This window comes from Mucilaginibacter mallensis (assembly GCF_900105165.1).
GTDB lineage: Bacteria > Bacteroidota > Bacteroidia > Sphingobacteriales > Sphingobacteriaceae > Mucilaginibacter > Mucilaginibacter mallensis.
In genome coordinates this window covers 1390169-1407423 of the sequence record NZ_LT629740.1, presented here as the reverse complement: position 1 = coordinate 1407423, position 17255 = coordinate 1390169, and the positions used below count along the sequence as shown (strand labels likewise).

Annotated in this window: 16 protein-coding genes; 6 read left to right on the top strand and 10 right to left on the bottom strand. The window is 40.3% G+C overall.

Annotated features, from left to right (window positions below):
• Window positions 1-2: 2 nt before the first annotated feature.
• The 3 genes from BLU33_RS05810 to BLU33_RS05800 all read right to left on the bottom strand — a co-directional run bounded on the left by BLU33_RS05810 (window position 3) and on the right by BLU33_RS05800 (window position 3705).
• Window positions 3-389: a VOC family protein gene (locus tag BLU33_RS05810; protein WP_091370248.1), complete on the bottom strand. Its 387-nt coding sequence runs from the start codon at window positions 387-389 to the stop codon at window positions 3-5.
• Between the two features lie 528 nt (window positions 390-917).
• Window positions 918-2546 (bottom strand): ArnT family glycosyltransferase, encoded by a 1629-nt coding sequence (locus tag BLU33_RS05805; protein WP_091370247.1) that lies wholly within the window; start codon window positions 2544-2546, stop codon window positions 918-920.
• Window positions 2547-2658: 112 nt separating this feature from the next.
• The gene (locus tag BLU33_RS05800) at window positions 2659-3705 is read right to left on the bottom strand and encodes an acyltransferase (protein WP_091370246.1); all 1047 of its coding nucleotides are present in this window, start codon (window positions 3703-3705) and stop codon (window positions 2659-2661) included.
• A 100-nt stretch (window positions 3706-3805) separates the two neighbouring features.
• Between BLU33_RS05800 and BLU33_RS05795 the strand changes: the two genes are divergently transcribed.
• A complete protein-coding gene (locus BLU33_RS05795; RefSeq protein ID WP_091370245.1) occupies window positions 3806-5374 on the top strand; it encodes a beta-galactosidase in 1569 nt (522 codons plus the stop codon).
• 206 nt (window positions 5375-5580) lie between these two features.
• Window positions 5581-6591 (top strand): glycosyltransferase family protein, encoded by a 1011-nt coding sequence (locus BLU33_RS05790; RefSeq protein WP_091370243.1) that lies wholly within the window; start codon window positions 5581-5583, stop codon window positions 6589-6591.
• A 34-nt stretch (window positions 6592-6625) separates the two neighbouring features.
• On the opposite strand, the gene BLU33_RS05785 is transcribed toward BLU33_RS05790, so the two are convergent.
• Entirely contained in the window at window positions 6626-7576 is a 951-nt protein-coding gene (locus BLU33_RS05785; protein ID WP_091370242.1) for a Smr/MutS family protein, read from the bottom strand.
• Between the two features lie 165 nt (window positions 7577-7741).
• Between BLU33_RS05785 and BLU33_RS05780 the strand changes: the two genes are divergently transcribed.
• Window positions 7742-8248: a DUF892 family protein gene (locus BLU33_RS05780; protein WP_091370240.1), complete on the top strand. Its 507-nt coding sequence runs from the start codon at window positions 7742-7744 to the stop codon at window positions 8246-8248.
• A gap of 263 nt (window positions 8249-8511) precedes the next feature.
• Window positions 8512-10395, top strand: coding sequence for a M1 family metallopeptidase (locus tag BLU33_RS05775; RefSeq protein ID WP_091370238.1), 1884 nt, complete (start codon window positions 8512-8514; stop codon window positions 10393-10395).
• A gap of 141 nt (window positions 10396-10536) precedes the next feature.
• On the opposite strand, the gene BLU33_RS05770 is transcribed toward BLU33_RS05775, so the two are convergent.
• Together BLU33_RS05770 and BLU33_RS05765 are read right to left on the bottom strand one after the other, a co-directional pair.
• Entirely contained in the window at window positions 10537-10935 is a 399-nt protein-coding gene (locus BLU33_RS05770; RefSeq protein ID WP_091370237.1) for a YtxH domain-containing protein, read from the bottom strand.
• 149 nt (window positions 10936-11084) lie between these two features.
• Complete coding sequence (locus tag BLU33_RS05765; protein ID WP_091380246.1) at window positions 11085-11279, bottom strand: cold-shock protein; 195 nt, start codon at window positions 11277-11279, stop codon at window positions 11085-11087.
• Between the two features lie 338 nt (window positions 11280-11617).
• On the opposite strand from BLU33_RS05765, the gene BLU33_RS05760 reads away from it, so the two are divergent.
• Together BLU33_RS05760 and lysA are read left to right on the top strand one after the other, a co-directional pair.
• A complete protein-coding gene (locus BLU33_RS05760; RefSeq protein ID WP_091370235.1) occupies window positions 11618-12928 on the top strand; it encodes an aspartate kinase in 1311 nt (436 codons plus the stop codon).
• A gap of 220 nt (window positions 12929-13148) precedes the next feature.
• Entirely contained in the window at window positions 13149-14321 is a 1173-nt protein-coding gene (gene lysA / locus BLU33_RS05755; RefSeq protein ID WP_091370233.1) for a diaminopimelate decarboxylase, read from the top strand.
• Window positions 14322-14461: 140 nt separating this feature from the next.
• On the opposite strand, the gene BLU33_RS05750 is transcribed toward lysA, so the two are convergent.
• From BLU33_RS05750 to BLU33_RS05735, 4 genes are all read right to left on the bottom strand, one after another.
• Window positions 14462-14953: an isoprenylcysteine carboxyl methyltransferase family protein gene (locus tag BLU33_RS05750; protein ID WP_091370231.1), complete on the bottom strand. Its 492-nt coding sequence runs from the start codon at window positions 14951-14953 to the stop codon at window positions 14462-14464.
• A 143-nt stretch (window positions 14954-15096) separates the two neighbouring features.
• Entirely contained in the window at window positions 15097-16152 is a 1056-nt protein-coding gene (locus BLU33_RS05745) for a type III polyketide synthase (protein WP_091370229.1), read from the bottom strand.
• A gap of 229 nt (window positions 16153-16381) precedes the next feature.
• Window positions 16382-16828: a DoxX family protein gene (locus BLU33_RS05740; protein ID WP_091370228.1), complete on the bottom strand. Its 447-nt coding sequence runs from the start codon at window positions 16826-16828 to the stop codon at window positions 16382-16384.
• Between the two features lie 104 nt (window positions 16829-16932).
• Window positions 16933-17166: a hypothetical protein gene (locus BLU33_RS05735; protein ID WP_091370226.1), complete on the bottom strand. Its 234-nt coding sequence runs from the start codon at window positions 17164-17166 to the stop codon at window positions 16933-16935.
• Window positions 17167-17255: the final 89 nt, after the last annotated feature.

Sequence of the window (17255 nt, the reverse complement as noted above, 5' to 3'; positions counted from 1 at the left end):
GTTTATTTTTCAGCATTTATTACCGACAAAATATTGCCGGCAGGGTCTTTAAACCATGCCTGGGTAATGCCAGGGAACCGTGCTATGCCTTTTTCATCCGTTTTTAATTGTCCCATATCATACTGTTCAAAGCTGATGCCCTTGGTGGTTAATGCATCAACCGCCTGCTCTACATCATCCACCGGGAAATTAAGAATAGTGTAGGTTGCAGGTTCATGATTAGGCTTTGGGTATATCAAAATGCTATTATCATTCCCTTCAATATGCAGGTCAAGCAGGCCCATCATCCCCTCACTTACCTCCAAACCCAATGTTTGTTGGTAAAATGCCTTTGCTTTTGCTATATCATCAACCGAAAAACCGCTAAATGCCTTTGTGTGTTTGAACATGATATTTAAATTTAATGTATGTGTAGCTATTCATTACATAATTCCAGTCATGCCGAACTTGTTTCGGCATCCCAAACGCTTAGTCACCATTCAGGCCCTTATAATAACCATTTAGTGATGCAAAATTAAATACAGATAGTTTTGCCATGTTTTTGATCTATAAAAGGTTTATACAAACTTATTAAAGAAAAAACAAGTAAAACAGGGGCAAACAAGCCAACATAAAGGGGATATCTGGACTATTTCAGGAGTGTATTGATATTAATACCATCAACGATTATGAAGCTTTGCTGAACAATAATAAGAATGTGGCTTAGTTCAGTCGCAGACTGAAATTATCATTAGGCTTCAGTTATAAACTGAAGCCAGTACGGGATTGATTAATTGTCATTCTGAGCGGAGCGAAGAACCTATCCACATTCAATCTACAAGCGACTACCTGCTGCTTATAGAATAGATGCTTCGTTCCTCAGCATGACAAACTAGAAAACAAATCCGAAATCGGACATCCGAACTCCTAAATAAACCTTACTTTCCAAACGGCGGCCTGCCTGTTAACTGGTGATACAGCGGCAAATCTTCCCTTGGTGTTGCAGGTACGTGGAAATGGGTGCAATAGTATACCTGTAAATGCAGTTCCTCCCTGCCGTTACGTATAATGGCAATATCGGGTAATTGTTTCACGCTGTCGAAAAATGGCTTTACATCATTGTTTACACTCGCGGGACTACCCTGGTCAATAATAATGGCATCTTCACCTACAACTTTATTAGGATCAACCAAAAAAGCCAGGTTACGTGGGTCATCGTTAAAGCAAATGATATCTTTTTGGCCTTTCAGCACCCAATCAACCTTACCGGTAAGCCACCAGCGGGTAGCACCAACAAATATTTTGTTATTATTCATCCAGCCTTCTTTCTGAAAACGGGTTAAAATGTCATCATAATCAACCCCCTGTATAGTAGGGTCAATTTCATTCTTTTTTGCTTCAGGTGTTTTATCAACCAGACTTACTACCCATTTAGGGCCATAACTTTGCCAAAAGCCGGTAACCTCATCAATACAAAGCACGCCTATGGTAATAATGGTAAACAATGCCGAAAAAACGAGCCAGCGTTTAGTGCCGCGTGCTTTTTGAGGATCGCTCAGGCTTTTATCAATAGCATAACCCAATGGCATAAATAACATCATATAGCCCGGGGCCTGCCAGTGGAAGTGGTATTGCAGATCGGACCATAAGGTAACTGTTGTAAAAAACACCAATGGTAATATGGCCGTCCAGAATAAGAAGCTGTAAGATTGTGATAGTGTACGCTTTTTAAAGGATACGATAAGCTGTTTTACCAGCGGAAACCAGAACCATGGTAACAACCATAAGCATTGGCCGCCTATGCTGCGTAAAAACCAAACTGGGTGCAAGCCACCGCTTGAGCCGGCCCTTGAGCCCTGGAAAACAAAGGATACCCAATTGTTCTTATAGTTCCAGTAAAGTACAGGGAACGCGATCACAAGGGTGATTAACATAGCAATGTACGGTCCGGGATGTCTTAACCAGTGGCGCTGGTTTTTATTAGCGCTCACAAATATAAAGACTCCCGCAAACAGAAATATTACGTGGTATTTACTTAATGTGGCCAAGCCCATGCATATACCTACCAGTATCCAGAGCAGGTAAACCTGCCCGGCACCGCGTTTTGTACGGCCTTCATCAGTAATGGATAATACATCAACTATTACATAGGTACTTAATAGCCAAAAGAACATCAAAGGCGCATCGGGCTGAAACCAACAAGCAATAGGAACGGTAAATACCGCGCTTAAATTCATAACCAATACTGCCCAAAAGCCAGCTTTGGCATTAAATAGCTTTTTAGTAACCAGGTACAGCAACCAGCTGGTACCGGCAAACAATAACACCGACGGGAACCTGATACCCAAATTGGTTAAACCAAATACTTTTATACTCAAGCCGCCCAACCAAAAGAACAATGGCGGCTGATCAAAATAACTCAGATCAAGGTGCAACGCACCACGGAAATAATAAGCTTCGCCAATGCCCAGCCCTGTATAGGCTGCAATAAACAGGCGGATTATAAAAGTGACTACAATTAAAAGAGCGGTATATAATGCGGCGGTGCCTTCAGTTATTTTTTTCATTTATTAAAAAATAAACCCTGGGGTTATTGGGTAGAAAAATTTTTTAAAATTATTACATATTATTCATGTTTTGCATAAAGTATTGAAATTTATCGGAAAGCAGGCTTTAATATCAGGTAGAGATCCATTTGCCCAGCGGTAATTTGCTCAGCAAATACACTAATAACAACGACAGTATGAAGCATATAAGGGCAGTTAACGGAATGCCAACCAAAGGATGAAACAAGCTGTAGTTAATATTCAATTCATCGTCTATAAGCCTTAAAATAAGCGCATGGCTCAAATATATGCCAAAGGTGTACCCGCCAATAAAGTCGCGCACCTGCTTAACCCGCGGCGACCAACTGATATTTGTGAGCTTGCCCACCATAAACGCGCTGCCCGATAACAATACTATTGTTGGGCTAACCGGCTCGTACATCATCGTACTTAAACCTTTATAATAGATGCTGGTATAATAAGTACCTGCAACAATAATGGCTAAAGTAGCCAGGAACAGTATACCAAACCAGTTGCGGTTAAACCTGGCGGGGAAATTCTTATAAGCCAGGTAATAGCCTAAAACAAGATAGCCCGCATAGCCTGCAAAATAATGCAGATCAACCTGCGGATCAAAACGCTTTAAATAAGGCTGGCTGATCATCATCACTCCCAACCAAACCAACAGGAAATACAGCAATTCGCTTTCCGAAGCATTCCGCACAAATTTGCCGAGTACGGGTATTAAAAAATACAGGCCGATAAGCATATATACATACCACAAATGATACGAGCTGCCATATTTTAACTGGTGAAGCACTATTTTAACATTCACCCAGGTATCGGCAGTAAAAGTAAAATCCTCATTATACCAGCCAAATGCAACATATATCAAACTCCAAAACAGGAACGGGACTATGATACGGCCCAATCGTTTTTTAAGAAAAGGGATCGGCTCCTGATCACGGTTCAGTAGCAACGCCCCGGTTATCATTACAAAAACGGGTACCCCAAACCGCGAGATCGCATTATAAAAATCGCCCCAAAACCAATAACTATCTGCTATTTTACCATACTGCATTATTAAAGGCGATGAAGTATGTACAATAACAACCATATACATAGCTATTATCCTTAGGTTATTGATCCAATCCAGTTGTTGTGGTTTGTTATCGGGCATGGGTATTTGGTAAAGTTTAAAAGTAAGATAAATTTTAAAAATACCTATCAGCGAGGTTGACTCACCATTTCCGTATCTTAGCTCATCTATCTACCACACCATGCAAAAACCAATTGCACTCATCCCCCTGCTCCTGCTATGCTTAACTATATCCGCGCAGCGAAAATCAACTTCTGCAAAAAAAACGCAGTCCAATACATTTAATAACATGCTGGGCATAAACGCTTTTGAATGGGATTTTTTGCAGGACCCTAAAAATCCGAATGATGCGAGCAAAATTTATGAGCCTAAAATGGCGATCATTAAATCATTCGGTGGTTTCAGGCATTATTTGGATTGGCAAAAGATTGAGCCCAAACGCGGCAGCTACACCTTCAATCCCACCAACAATGGCGGTTGGAATCTGGATATTATTTATCAGCGCTGTCAACAGGAAGGCATTGATGTTTTGGCTGATATAAAAGGCTGCCCGGACTGGCTACAGCAAACCTATCCCTTAAACCTGCGCGATAGTGAGAACGTGCCTATGTCTTTTGGTGCTGATAAATCAAACCCGGCATCCTACATAGAACAGGCAAAAGCCGCTTTTCAGTTTGCGGCGAGATATGGGAGCAATAAAAAAGTTGATCCGGCTTTGGTAACCGTTGATACCAAACCACGTTGGACGAATGACCCGGTGAATGTCTCTAAAATCGGTCTCGGTGTAATAAAATACATAGAGTGCGATAACGAGCGTGATAAATGGTGGAAAGGCGATAAGGCCCATCAAACAGCCGAAGAATATGCCGCTAACCTTTCCGCGTTTTATGATGGCGATAAAGGCAGGTTGGGTAAAGGCGTTGGCGTAAAAACTGCCGATCCCGGTATTAAAGTGGTAATGGCTGGACTTGCCAATCCCGACCCGAAATACGTAGAAGCGATGATCAACTGGTGTAAAGTTCACCGGGGCTACAAACCGGATGGTTCGATAAATCTTTGTTTTGATGTGATCAATTATCACTATTACGCTAACGATCATAAACCGGGCACTACCGATATCGGCACAGTTGGCATAGCGCCTGAATTATCGGAAGCGGGAAAAATAGCGGATAGCTTTGTAAAATTGGGGAAGGTTTATCACCTGCCAGTTTGGGTAACCGAAGCCGGATATGATATAAACAGCGGCAGTCCGCAGCGGGCAATACCTGTTGGTAATAAGTCTGCCTTGCAAACACAGGCAGATTGGGTTATCCGTACCTCGTTTTTATATGCCCGGCATGGTATAAACAAGGTATTCTTTTATGAGTTGTATGATGACAATAGCGATAATCCTGTTCAATATGCCTCAAGTGGTTTAGCATCAAAAACGGGAGAACGGCGGCCAGCGGCAGATTACATCTACCAGGCTAAACAATTGCTTGACGATTTCGCCTATCAAGGCACTATAAACAATTACCCGCTGGTTGATGTTTACAGAAAAGGCAACAAAACAATTTACGCACTGATGGTTCCTGATGAAAAAGGCCTTACCACAACCTGTAAATTAAGTTTAGGAAAATCAACAACGGCAACAATACATAAATTCAATATCGGCAGTAATAATATGTTAATAAATAAAGTATCGGCATTTAACCATATTTTAAGTATAAAAGTTACGGAAACGCCTGTTTTTGTTGAGGTTACAAATTAGGTGTTGATAAATACTTGGCACGATTAGCCACTTAGTAACAGAAATTTAACACCGTATTAATATGGCGGCTGCACTTTTGCTCCATATTATTCATGTGAGGTATTCCAACCCGTTCTTTATTCACTGGATTAATAAGATCAGTTAAATAGTTAGATAAGGAGAGCTTGCTCTCTTTATTTTTTATACACAATCCCATCCCCTGAATTATGAAAATATTATACGCTATACAAGGTACCGGAAACGGACATTTAAGCCGCTCAATGGATATTGTGCCCTTGCTTAAAAAGATGGGCGATGTGGATGTTTTAGTTAGCGGCACCCAGGGCGATCTTTCACTGCCTTTCCAGGTTAAATATGTTTTGCATGGCTTTGGGTTTGTATTCGGCAAATCGGGAGGGGTTGATATTTGGGATACCTTTTTAAAATCACGTTTCCGTAAATTCTTAAAAGAGATAAATGAGCTTCCCGTTGAAAATTATGACCTGGTGATCAATGATTTTGAGCCGGTATCGGCATGGGCATGCTATATGAAAAACAAGCCATGCATAGGGCTTAGTCACCAAGCGGCGGTACTTTCAGAAAATGCACCCAAGACTGATGATACCGACATGATCGGCAAGCTTATCCTTAAACATTATGCACCGGTAACAGAACAATATGGTTTCCATTTCGCCAAATTCGATAAAAATATATTTACGCCGGTAATAAGGCAGCAGGTAAGGGATCAAAAAATTGAAAACAAAGGCCATTACACCGTTTATCTGCCTGCTTATGACGATAAAAGGCTTATTAAGCGCTTAACAGAGTTTAAGGATGTGCAGTGGGATGTTTTTTCAAAGCATAATAAAAAGACATTCAAATATAAAAACGTATCCATACAGCCTATTGATAACGAGCACTTTATAAAAAGCATGGCGCAAAGCGCGGCGGTACTGTGCGGCGGAGGCTTTGAAACCCCTGCTGAGGCCTTATACCTGAAGAAAAAGCTACTGGTCATCCCTATGAAAACCCAGTATGAACAGCAATTAAACGCGGCTGCCCTAAAACAGATGGGTGTACCGGTTATAAAAAGTCTCAAACCAAAACATAACGAGACTATCCTCGACTGGATAAATAACGACCAGGTTATTAAGGTTGATTATCCTGATACTACTCAGCAAATCCTCGACATGCTGTTTGAAAAACACGCACGGGAGTTACAGCATCAATTAGCATAAATAAAAAATGCAGCTAATAAGGCTGCATTTTTTGCTATTTCAATATCACCTTTGTAGCTCCATAACCAAATTTCTCCTTACGGGCATCCATAAAGGTTTGGATTTTGTTATTCTTGCTTAATGCCTTATGCAATTCGTGGCGTAAAACACCATTGCCGGCGCCGTGTATAAAAGTAATTTCAGGCAATTGGTGTACTATGGCGGCATCCAATGCTTTATTAAAATACTGCAATTGAATGTTCAATATCTCGCTGCTTTGTAAAAACAGGTGATCATCACGCAGCTTTTCAATATGCAGATCTACTTCGCTTATTGGTTTTACAAATTCAACTTTTTCTTCAGCAGGTTTAAAAAAGCTTTCTTTTAGTTTTTGCGCATCAATAACCAGTTCCGGTTCATCCAACTGAATTAACCAGCCCAAATCATTCAATAAAGGCAATTTCTTTTTAGTGCCCGAAAAATCTTTGGCCTTCAGCTTATCATTAAAAACTATGGGGTCGGCAGGCTTTATATTTTGTGGGGTATAAAAAGTTATATTGAATACAAACTTTGGCCACAATTGCAGATCCGCCAATTGTGCAGAATATATTTTAGTAGCAGATTTAGGCGCCGCCAATCCGGCGAACTCACCTTTATATGAAGATGGCTTTTCGGTAGTTAAAGCTGCTAATAGCTGGTACGAGGTATCATTTATCAAATAAAAATGCACTACTGAATTTACTTTCGGGTCATTAACCAGGCCAAGGTATACCCCTTTGGTTTGAAACTCAGCAGCGGGTATTTGTACCTCATTAACAGCATCAACTTTACCTTTTGTACCGGCAGGTTCATAGCCATGTACGCTGGTAACCTTACTGGCCAGTACGGGTATCTCAAAGTCGTCATCTCCGGTAACGCCAATCATCTGGTCGTCAATTATACGGGTAACAAAACCTTCCATTTTTTCATCAACAAACCGCACAAAATCACCTAATTTATATTTCATATAGCAGAATAATATGGGCGCAAAGGTATCTAATATATGCTTAACAATATGTAATGAAACATTGGTATTGGTTGATTGTTAAACTTACCATTGAATCATATTCATAGCTGCTTCTGCCTTTTTTCACTCAAAAAGGATTAAAATATTTTATTAAATTTCACTAATATGGCCCTTGTAACTCCCAAACCACTCGATGAGTCTGTCCTTAATCACGTTTTTGTACATAATTTAAACAGGATATATTTTGGTAAATGCTATTTAAACCAGCATCTCAGTCACCTGATAAGCATCGCATCGTTCCCGGCATTACAAATGGCTATGGAAGAGTTTTGGGAAGATATTAAAAGGCAGATAGGAAGGATGGATGCCATTTATGCCCTTATTGTCGAAACTCCATCCAATAAAAATTGTAACCCTATAAAATCGATCGTAAAAGATAATTTTTGTTTGGATGAGGAGCAGCCCCTACCCATATTGCTGGATATGGACATTATTGCCTATCTGCAATTGCTTGAACATATCAACATTTCGGCCTGCAGCATGCTAAAAATGATTGCTTCTAAACTAAAAAAGGAACAGGCGGCGCAGTTATTGACCGAATGTTTTGATGAATCTATAGATAACGATCATCTTTTCATGCTCATCTCAAAAGAATATGTAACTACCGAATAAGCAGCATTTGCACAGAAAAATCCACAAAAAAAGGCCATTCACATAAAGCGAATGGCCCACAATAGTTATTTAATACCCCTATTAAAATAACTACAGCAAAGTAAAAAAAATATTTCGGGCTAAACAAACTAATTATTTATTAACCTTAGTTGTAATATACTTGTTACTTATTTAAGTCTCCTCACACCTCTCTTAATTCAGACTTAAAATACGCCTTTTTCCATTATATTTACAGCCTTTAACCCGACTTATTATTTATCAGGATGTACAAATACTTCATCTCATCAGCTTTATGCTGTTTTTTTTTAACACAGGTAAAAGCACAAACATTATACCTGCCAAGGGACATTAAAAAAGCTTATGCTAAAGCAACCAGGTCGGCGGATGGCCGCCCGGGGAAAAACTACTGGGAAAACCATGGCCGGTATGATATTAAGATAACCGCCCTCCCACCCGATCGTACCATAAAAGGCACCGAACAGATCACCTACTTTAATAACAGCCCCGACACGTTAAAACACCTTAACATGAAGCTGATATTAAACATACACAGGCCCGGTGCTACACGTTATGCAGCTACCACACCCGATTATATAACCAAAGGCATACAGGTTGATTCCATTTTTGTAAATGGTGTTAAAAAAGAATGGGATAATGATAAAGTAATTGGCACCAATCAGTTTGTTGAGCTATCAAAACCTGTTTTACCGCATGATTCTGTTAAATTAAACATCACCTGGCATTATGAGCTTTCATTAAAAAGTGAGCGCGAAGGGGTGATTGACCCAACTACCTTTTATATAGGCTATTTTTATCCGCGTGTATCTGTTTTTGATGATTATAACGGATGGGACAGGCTTGATTTTAACGACCGCCAGGAGTTTTATAACGACTTTAACGACTATAATTTAAGCGTTACCGTGCCTAAAAACTTTATTGTTTGGGCCACAGGAACATTGCAAAACCCATCACAGGTATTACAACCCGAATACATTAAACGCCTGCAGCAATCCATGACCACGGATTCAACCGTACATATTGCTACGCCTGATGACCTGGCAAAGAAGAACATTACTGCGCAAAACGACCTGAATACCTGGATTTGGAAAGCCAATAATATAAGCGATATGGCAGTAGGTATCAGCGATCATTACAATTGGGATGCTGCCAGTACAGTGGTTGATGATGCTACACATCGCCGCGCCAGTATGCAGGCCGCTTATGCTGATGCCTCAACAGACTTTCACTCTGCTGTTAAATTCGGCGTACATACCTTAAACTGGTTATCACACAACTGGCCGGGTGTGCCTTATCCATACCCTAAGATGACCGCTTTCCAGGGTTTTGCTGATATGGAGTTCCCGATGATGGTGAACGACAGCCATACCGACAACATGCACGACGCTCAATTTTTGCAGGATCACGAGATGGCTCATACCTATTTCCCGTTCTATATGGGTATTAACGAAACCCGTTACGGTTATATGGACGAGGGATGGGCAACCACCTTTGAGTTTTTGATAGGCGCTTCTGAAACCGGCGAACAGCAGAATATAGAGAATTATAAAAATTTCCGTGTAAAACGCTGGATAAATGACCCGTCGACCAGCGAGGACCTGCCGATCATCACCCCTACCAGCGAACTAACCAGGGGTTATGGCAACAATGCTTATGTAAAACCATCGTTAAGCTACCTGGCTTTAAAAGATATGCTGGGCGATGAGCTATTCAAAAAAGCGCTGCATACCTATATGAATAACTGGAACGGCAAACATCCTATCCCATGGGATTATTTTAACTCCATGAGCACAGGATCAGGCAAAAACCTGAACTGGTTCTTCAATAACTGGTTCTTCACCAATAACTATATCGACCTTAACTTACAGAATGTAACTAAAGAGAATGGCGGTTATGTTGTTGCTATCCAAAACATTGGTGGCTTTGCAGTCCCTTTTGATATTAAGGTAACCTATACCGATGGCAGTACCCAAAGCTTCCACCAAACACCAATAGTTTGGCAAAATGATCAGAAACAGATAACGGTACACATAAAAACCACCAAAACCATCGAAGCAGTAACACTGGATGGCGGTATATTTATGGATGCAGACAGGAGCAATAACTCGTTGATATTTAGTATCAAGTAGCTTTTTTAGTATCAAGTAGCTAGTATCAGATATCAAGTACTTTTTTAGCTTCATTCTAGCATTATAAAACAAGAAAAGCAGCCGGCATAACCGGCTGCTTTTCTTTTATCTTGATACCTGATACTAGCTACTTGATACTAACTAAGCATTTTGAATAGAATTATTCCAATCATCAGCAGTGGATTTTACTTTTGATTTTGCGTGGTTAGCGGCATCTTCGCCATATTCCTTTGCGTTATCTACCGCGTTTTTAACTTTTGATTTTGCTGAATCAGCCAATTCTTCATGATATTCTGTGGCATCATGCACAGCACCGCCAAGTTTTGATTTTGCAGTATTATAGGCATTATTGCTGTATTGCTTTACTTCCTTAGCAGTTGCCTCTGCTTTGTTTTTGGCTGTATCAACCAAATCATTAATATAATCAGCAACACTTCCTCTTAATCCCTCACCACTATCCGGTGCTAATAATAAGCCAAGTGCAGCGCCTGCTGCAGCACCCACTAAAAGTGCTGCTATAATCTTTGTCTGATCTTTCATAATTTTTCTCTTTTAGTAGATGAATATTATGTTTACAACAGATTCATTGGCTGTATGTTTAGATTAATTTGTTAAAATAACAGGGCATAAAAAAAGCATCCGCCTTTTGGGCGGATGCTTGAACGATTGATGATTATTTATTTATATAATTAAATAACTTTTACATTTACCGCATTAAGGCCTTTTCTGCCGTTTTCTACTTCGAATTCAACTTTATCGTTTTCACGAATCTCGTCAATTAAGCCTGTAGAATGAACAAATACATCCTGACCACCATTGCTTGGTGTAATAAATCCGAATCCTTTTGTTTCATTAAAAAATTTTACTGTTCCTTCTTTTTGCATTATTTTATTTATTAAAGGCGGCAAGGTAGGTATAATAATTCATATACACTAATTGTTTAGTGATTAGTATGTTGACCCTGATGATTTCAAGGATATTAATATTAAAATAATGAATTTCGAATGATAAATGACGAAATAATACTGCGATGTTCGTTATTCAATATTTAGTGTTCGATATTATAAAATACCATTATTAAACACCCAACCTATCCCCTACTAATCCTATCAACTAAATTTATTTTGCGCATACTCACCTATATGCGCCTAAAAATCCTATTTTTAGCGCCTCAAAATTGATACATCAATATCAATGATTTATGGTAAAATTTATATAAAAAATGAAAGTTTTAAAATTTGGGGGAACATCAGTAGGAAGTCCTGAAAGAATGAAAAAACTGCTGGATATCGTTGATCCGTCCGAAAGGCAGATCGTGGTATTATCGGCAGTATCCGGTACTACAAACAATTTAGTGGAAATTGGCCAGGCTTACCTGGCCGGTGATAAGACCGGGGCAGCCGAACTTATTAAGAAGCTAAAGGATAAGTACGAGATTTTCATTAAGGAGCTATTGGCCAAACCTGAGTTTTATGCGCAAGGCAAGGAAGTGATAGATTATCATTTCGCGCTGCTGAGCAATTTTTCAAATGATCTTTTTACTACTATCGAGGATAAGGTAATTTTAGCACAGGGTGAGTTATTATCAACCACTTTATACCATGTGTATTTGAAAGAGATCGGTGTACCATCGATATTATTGCCCGCGCTTGATTTTATGAAAACCGATGAGGACAGCGAGCCTATAGTTGATTATATAACCGAACACCTTACACCATTGCTGGATAAATACCCGGATAATAACCTGTTTATTACCCAGGGTTACATTTGCCGCAACAGTTTTGGCGAAATTGATAACCTGCGCCGTGGCGGGAGCGATTATACCGCGTCATTAATTGGTGCAGGCATCCGCAGCGAGGAAGTACAGATCTGGACCGATATCGACGGTATGCACAATAATGATCCGCGGATAGTTAAAGGCACCAAGCCAATTGCCCAGCTATCATTTGATGAAGCCGCCGAGCTGGCTTACTTTGGCGCCAAGATATTGCACCCGCAAAGCGTTTTTCCGGCACAAAAATATAAGATCCCGGTTCGTTTGCTGAACACTATGGATCCGCAGGCAAAAGGAACGCTGATCACTAACGACAGCGAGAAGAATAGGATTAAATCGATAGCCGCGAAAGACGGCATTACTGCGATAAAGGTACAATCGAGCCGTATGTTATTGGCACATGGCTTTTTACGCAAGCTGTTCGAGGTGTTTGAGCGCTATAAAACATCAATTGATATGATCACCACCTCCGAAGTTGCCGTATCATTAACTATTGATGATACTACGCATTTAGAGGATATCACCAGGGAGCTTACCGCTTTCGGTTCGGTTGATGTGGATGTGGACCATACCATTATTTGCGTAGTGGGTGATTTCGGCGCCGAAAAGCATGGTTATGCCGCGCGTGTACTGGAAGCTGTAAAACATATCCCGTTAAGGATGATATCATACGGCGGCAGCGATCATAACATGTCGTTACTGATAAAAAATGAAGATAAAACCGAGGTATTAAGGAGCTTGCATAACAGGCTGTTTTAGCCCCTCTAAATCTCCCCTAAAGGGGAGACTTTAATAACAAATTGTCATCCTGAGTGACAGCGAAGGATCTTTAAAGCGGTGAATACAGCGGATAGATGCTTCGCTCCGCTCAGCATGACAAGAAGAAATACTTCTAATATCGAATTTCGGAATTTCGATTTCGGATTTAATTGAAGTCAGGTCTTTTGACTTTTTAATTTCTATTTTTGACTTTTTACAAATGTTTAACAACGATACAATAAACAAATTCCAATCCATAGAAACCCCATTCTATTATTATGATATGGGTATTTTAAGGCAAACTTTAGAGGCTTGTACCAACGCATCGGCTAGATATGGTTTTCATGTGCACTATGCCATGAAGGCTAATTTTAACCCGAAGGTACTTGATATGATACAATCATTTGGCATTGGTGCCGATTGTGTGAGCGGTAACGAGGTAAAAGCAGCCATTGAACATGGCTTTGCAAAAGAAAAGGTTGTTTTTGCCGGTGTAGGTAAATCCGACAAGGAGATAAACCTGGCGCTTGATGCTGATATCTTCTGCTTTAATGTTGAATCGGTGCAGGAACTATTCATTATTAATGATCTGGCGGCAGCCAAAAATAAAAAGGCTAATGTAGCTATCCGTATCAACCCAAATGTGGATGCGCATACCCACCATTTTATTACTACCGGCCTTGACGAAAACAAATTCGGCATAAACATTTGGCAGCTGCCTGATGTGGCCGATGCCCTGCGCAAATGCACTAATCTGCAATTCCTGGGTATCCATTTCCATATCGGTTCACAAATTACGGATATGGAGGTGTACAAGAGCCTGTGCACCCGTATTAACGAGATGCAGGATTGGTTTGAGGATCATGGCTTCCCGGTTAAGGTTTTAAATACCGGCGGTGGTTTAGGTGTTGATTATTACAACCCGGATACCAATGCCTTTAGTGATTTTGAAAGCTACTTTAATGTATTTAAGGACTTCCTGAACGTAAGGCCTGGTCAGGAGGTACATTTTGAACTTGGTCGCGCGCTGGTTGCTCAAAGTGCTTCGCTTATCTCAAGGGTGCTATACGTTAAAAATGGCTTGAAAAAGAACTTCCTGGTGCTTGATGCAGGTATGACGGAGTTATTACGCCCTATGCTTTATCAGGCTTATCATAGTATTGAGAACTTAAGTCAAAAGTCAAAAGTCGAAAGTCAAAATTTGACCCAGGACATAAAATACGATGTAGTGGGCCCGATATGCGAGAGCACTGATTGTTTCCGCAAGGATGTTGATCTGCCTGAATCATTCCGCGGTGATCTGATCGCTATCCGTACCGCCGGTGCATATGCCGAGGTGATGGCATCTGGCTACAATTTGCGTAACAGGGCGCAGTCGGTTTATTCGGAATAAAAACCCTGGGTGATATAACCCCGCCGCCCGTTCAAGCGTCCACGCTTACTTCGTACTAAAATAAGATGATTTTGAAGGGCTTTTAGCGTAGACGCTAAAAGCCCTTTTCATTCAAGCGTGGACGCTTGAACGGGCGGATGTTATTTAGCCCAAACCTTATTCTCCACCCTTATCCTCACTGTAAGCATTATCGCGTTTAGCACAGTAAAAATAACAGCTGTATAATACAGGTGGAACACCATCGGGATAATAACGATCTCACAGATCACGATAAAGTAATTAGGATGCTTAAACAGCTTATAAGGCCCTTTTTTAACCGGACCACTCCCCGGCACGCGGAATATTTTGGTGTTCCAGTATTTACCTAATGAGGATAGCGCCCAGAATTTAAAGCCAAGCAGTAGTATAAACAGCAGCAGGAAAACAAAATCCATTGACAAACTTGGGCGCAGTATATACTCCACAATAATGGAAATAATAAACAGCGTATGCAGCGCTACTATATATGGGTAATGCCCTCTACCGTACTCTATTGCACCTTCTGAACGCAGCCATTTTTCGTTACGACGGGCAATATATAGCTCAGATAGGCGCTGGGTGATGACAAATACGATGAAGGGTATGAAGTACATAGATGTGGTTATTTAATTTTATTAATTCCCCTCTTGAGAGGGGGCGTGTTGGCATGTGTAGTGGCAGGGGTGTGTTCATCGCTTGGCTAACACACCCCTCCGCCCCTCTCAAGAGGGGAATCGCACACAGCCAATGCTCTTTCTTAATTCTTCATTTCCAGCAACACCATCTCGCTCGAAAAACCCGGGCCCATGGCCATCATCAAACCAAAGCCATCATTAAAGCCTTCGCGCAAAAATTTCTCGAGCACATACAAAACCGTAACGCTCGACATGTTGCCATTATCGTTCATCACCTCGCGCGTTTTTTGCAAAAAATCGCCTTCAACAGGCAAGGCATCCTTATAGGCATCCAATACTTTTTTGCCTCCGGGATGAAAAATAAAGTTTTTGATATCGCTTAGAGTAAGGTTATGCTTTGTTAAAAACTCGGTGATATCATGCAATACATTTTCATTAATAAACGCAGGTATATCCTTTGAGAATAACACCTTGAAGCCCGTATCCTGGAACTCCCATCCCATTACTTCCAATGAATCATAATACAGTTTGCTGCTGGAATCAAAATAGGTTATTTTTTTATTTTCAGTATGATTATCGCCTTTTACTATACAGGCTGCTATCCCATCCGAAAACAGGCTTGAGCCTATAAAATTACTTTTGCTGTAATCGTTCTTTATCAGCGTAAGCGAGCAAAGCTCCACTGCTACCAGTAATACCACCGCGTCAGGATCGGCCTTTGCCATAGCGTTAGCCTTTGCCATACCCGATACCCCACCGCCGCAACCCAAACCCCACAAAGGCGAACGCCTTACATGCGGGTTAAGCCGCATTTTATTAATAATAAGCGCATCCATGCTTGGTGTTGCCAGTCCGCTGGTTGATACAAAAATAAGGTCGGTAATATCATCTTTGCTGATGCCTGCTTTCGCCACGCAAGCTTCAATGGCCTGCACAGAGTACTCCAGCGCGGTATTGATGTATTCAATATTACGCTCCTCGAAAGTGGTTGTACTGGTATAATAAGATATGGGCTTGCAAAAATTACGGGTGATGATCTCCGTATTGTCAAAGGCAAATATAAGCCGTTTGGTTTGCGGAAAATTAACCGAGAACATACGCTCTGCCTGCGCTTTTACTTCTTGTTGTGTGGTTTTATGGGGTAATTCTATTTTTGAGACGGCTATTATTGAAGGCATATAGTTTTATAATAAGTACGTAGCTTTTAAAATACCAGTTGCCTTCTTACTTTTTAAATAATTAAAAAACCGGGACTTAAACCTAATATACTAATACTAACGTCTAATAAGACATTAAAGTTCTTTTTTAATTATAGCAATTACTACTAATGGGAATAGTCGTATAAAATAAAAAGAGCCGGACTAAAAAGCCGACTCATATGGTAAATGTCAAATATCAAATATTGATTTAATCTTCCATGCTTTGACTCGACAGGTATCTGTCCAACGAGAGCGGCCCTGAGCCAAGGATCATAAAAACAAGTAATAAAGCTAATGCAATTATGGAAAGCCATAATTCGGTATTGATAGGAGATATCAATACATCGTTCATAAATACAGCACCTACAACAATTGGTATTTGTAAAATGCAGGTAAAACGGGTTAAAATACCCAATGCTATCATGATACCACCCACCATGTGGGCAAAGGTTACATAGTAAACCAATATCATTAATGCTGATGCGGGAAACACGATTGAATCCTGGGACTCGATGATCCCTTTTAAATCTGCCGTGTTATCCATAAAGGCCAGGCCTTTAAAGAATAGAAAGATACCGAGTGCAACCCGGACTACATCTAAAAGTTTGGGGTGATGGGTATCACCCCAATTTTCGATTCTGTGAACCAAATCCATAGCATACCTCCTTTTTATTTAATTGTTAAATTTAAATCAATTAAGGCAGACGTAGTACTAAACGGTTCGCATCTGGTTTGGTTTTAAAAACCGGATGTTCCCTCTTATTTATAACGAGCGCTTGGCTGCTCCCATGATGATATAAACATCAGCATACCCATCAGGAAAACCACACCACTGCTAAACACAAGCCATGGCACTGAATTAGCTCCGTATACATAAGCCCAGAACCCATCAGAATCCACTACGTTGTCAGTTTTTCCGTGATAGAAAACAACGCCAAATACAATCGCTGCTATGATTGATATGATCATTATAAAAATGCCCGCTTTTTTCATTATTATTCTTTAGTAGTATAAAGGTACAAAGTTAAAAATGTTTACCAATCATCATAAATAAAATTATACACTCCTATTCCTTCTTTTTT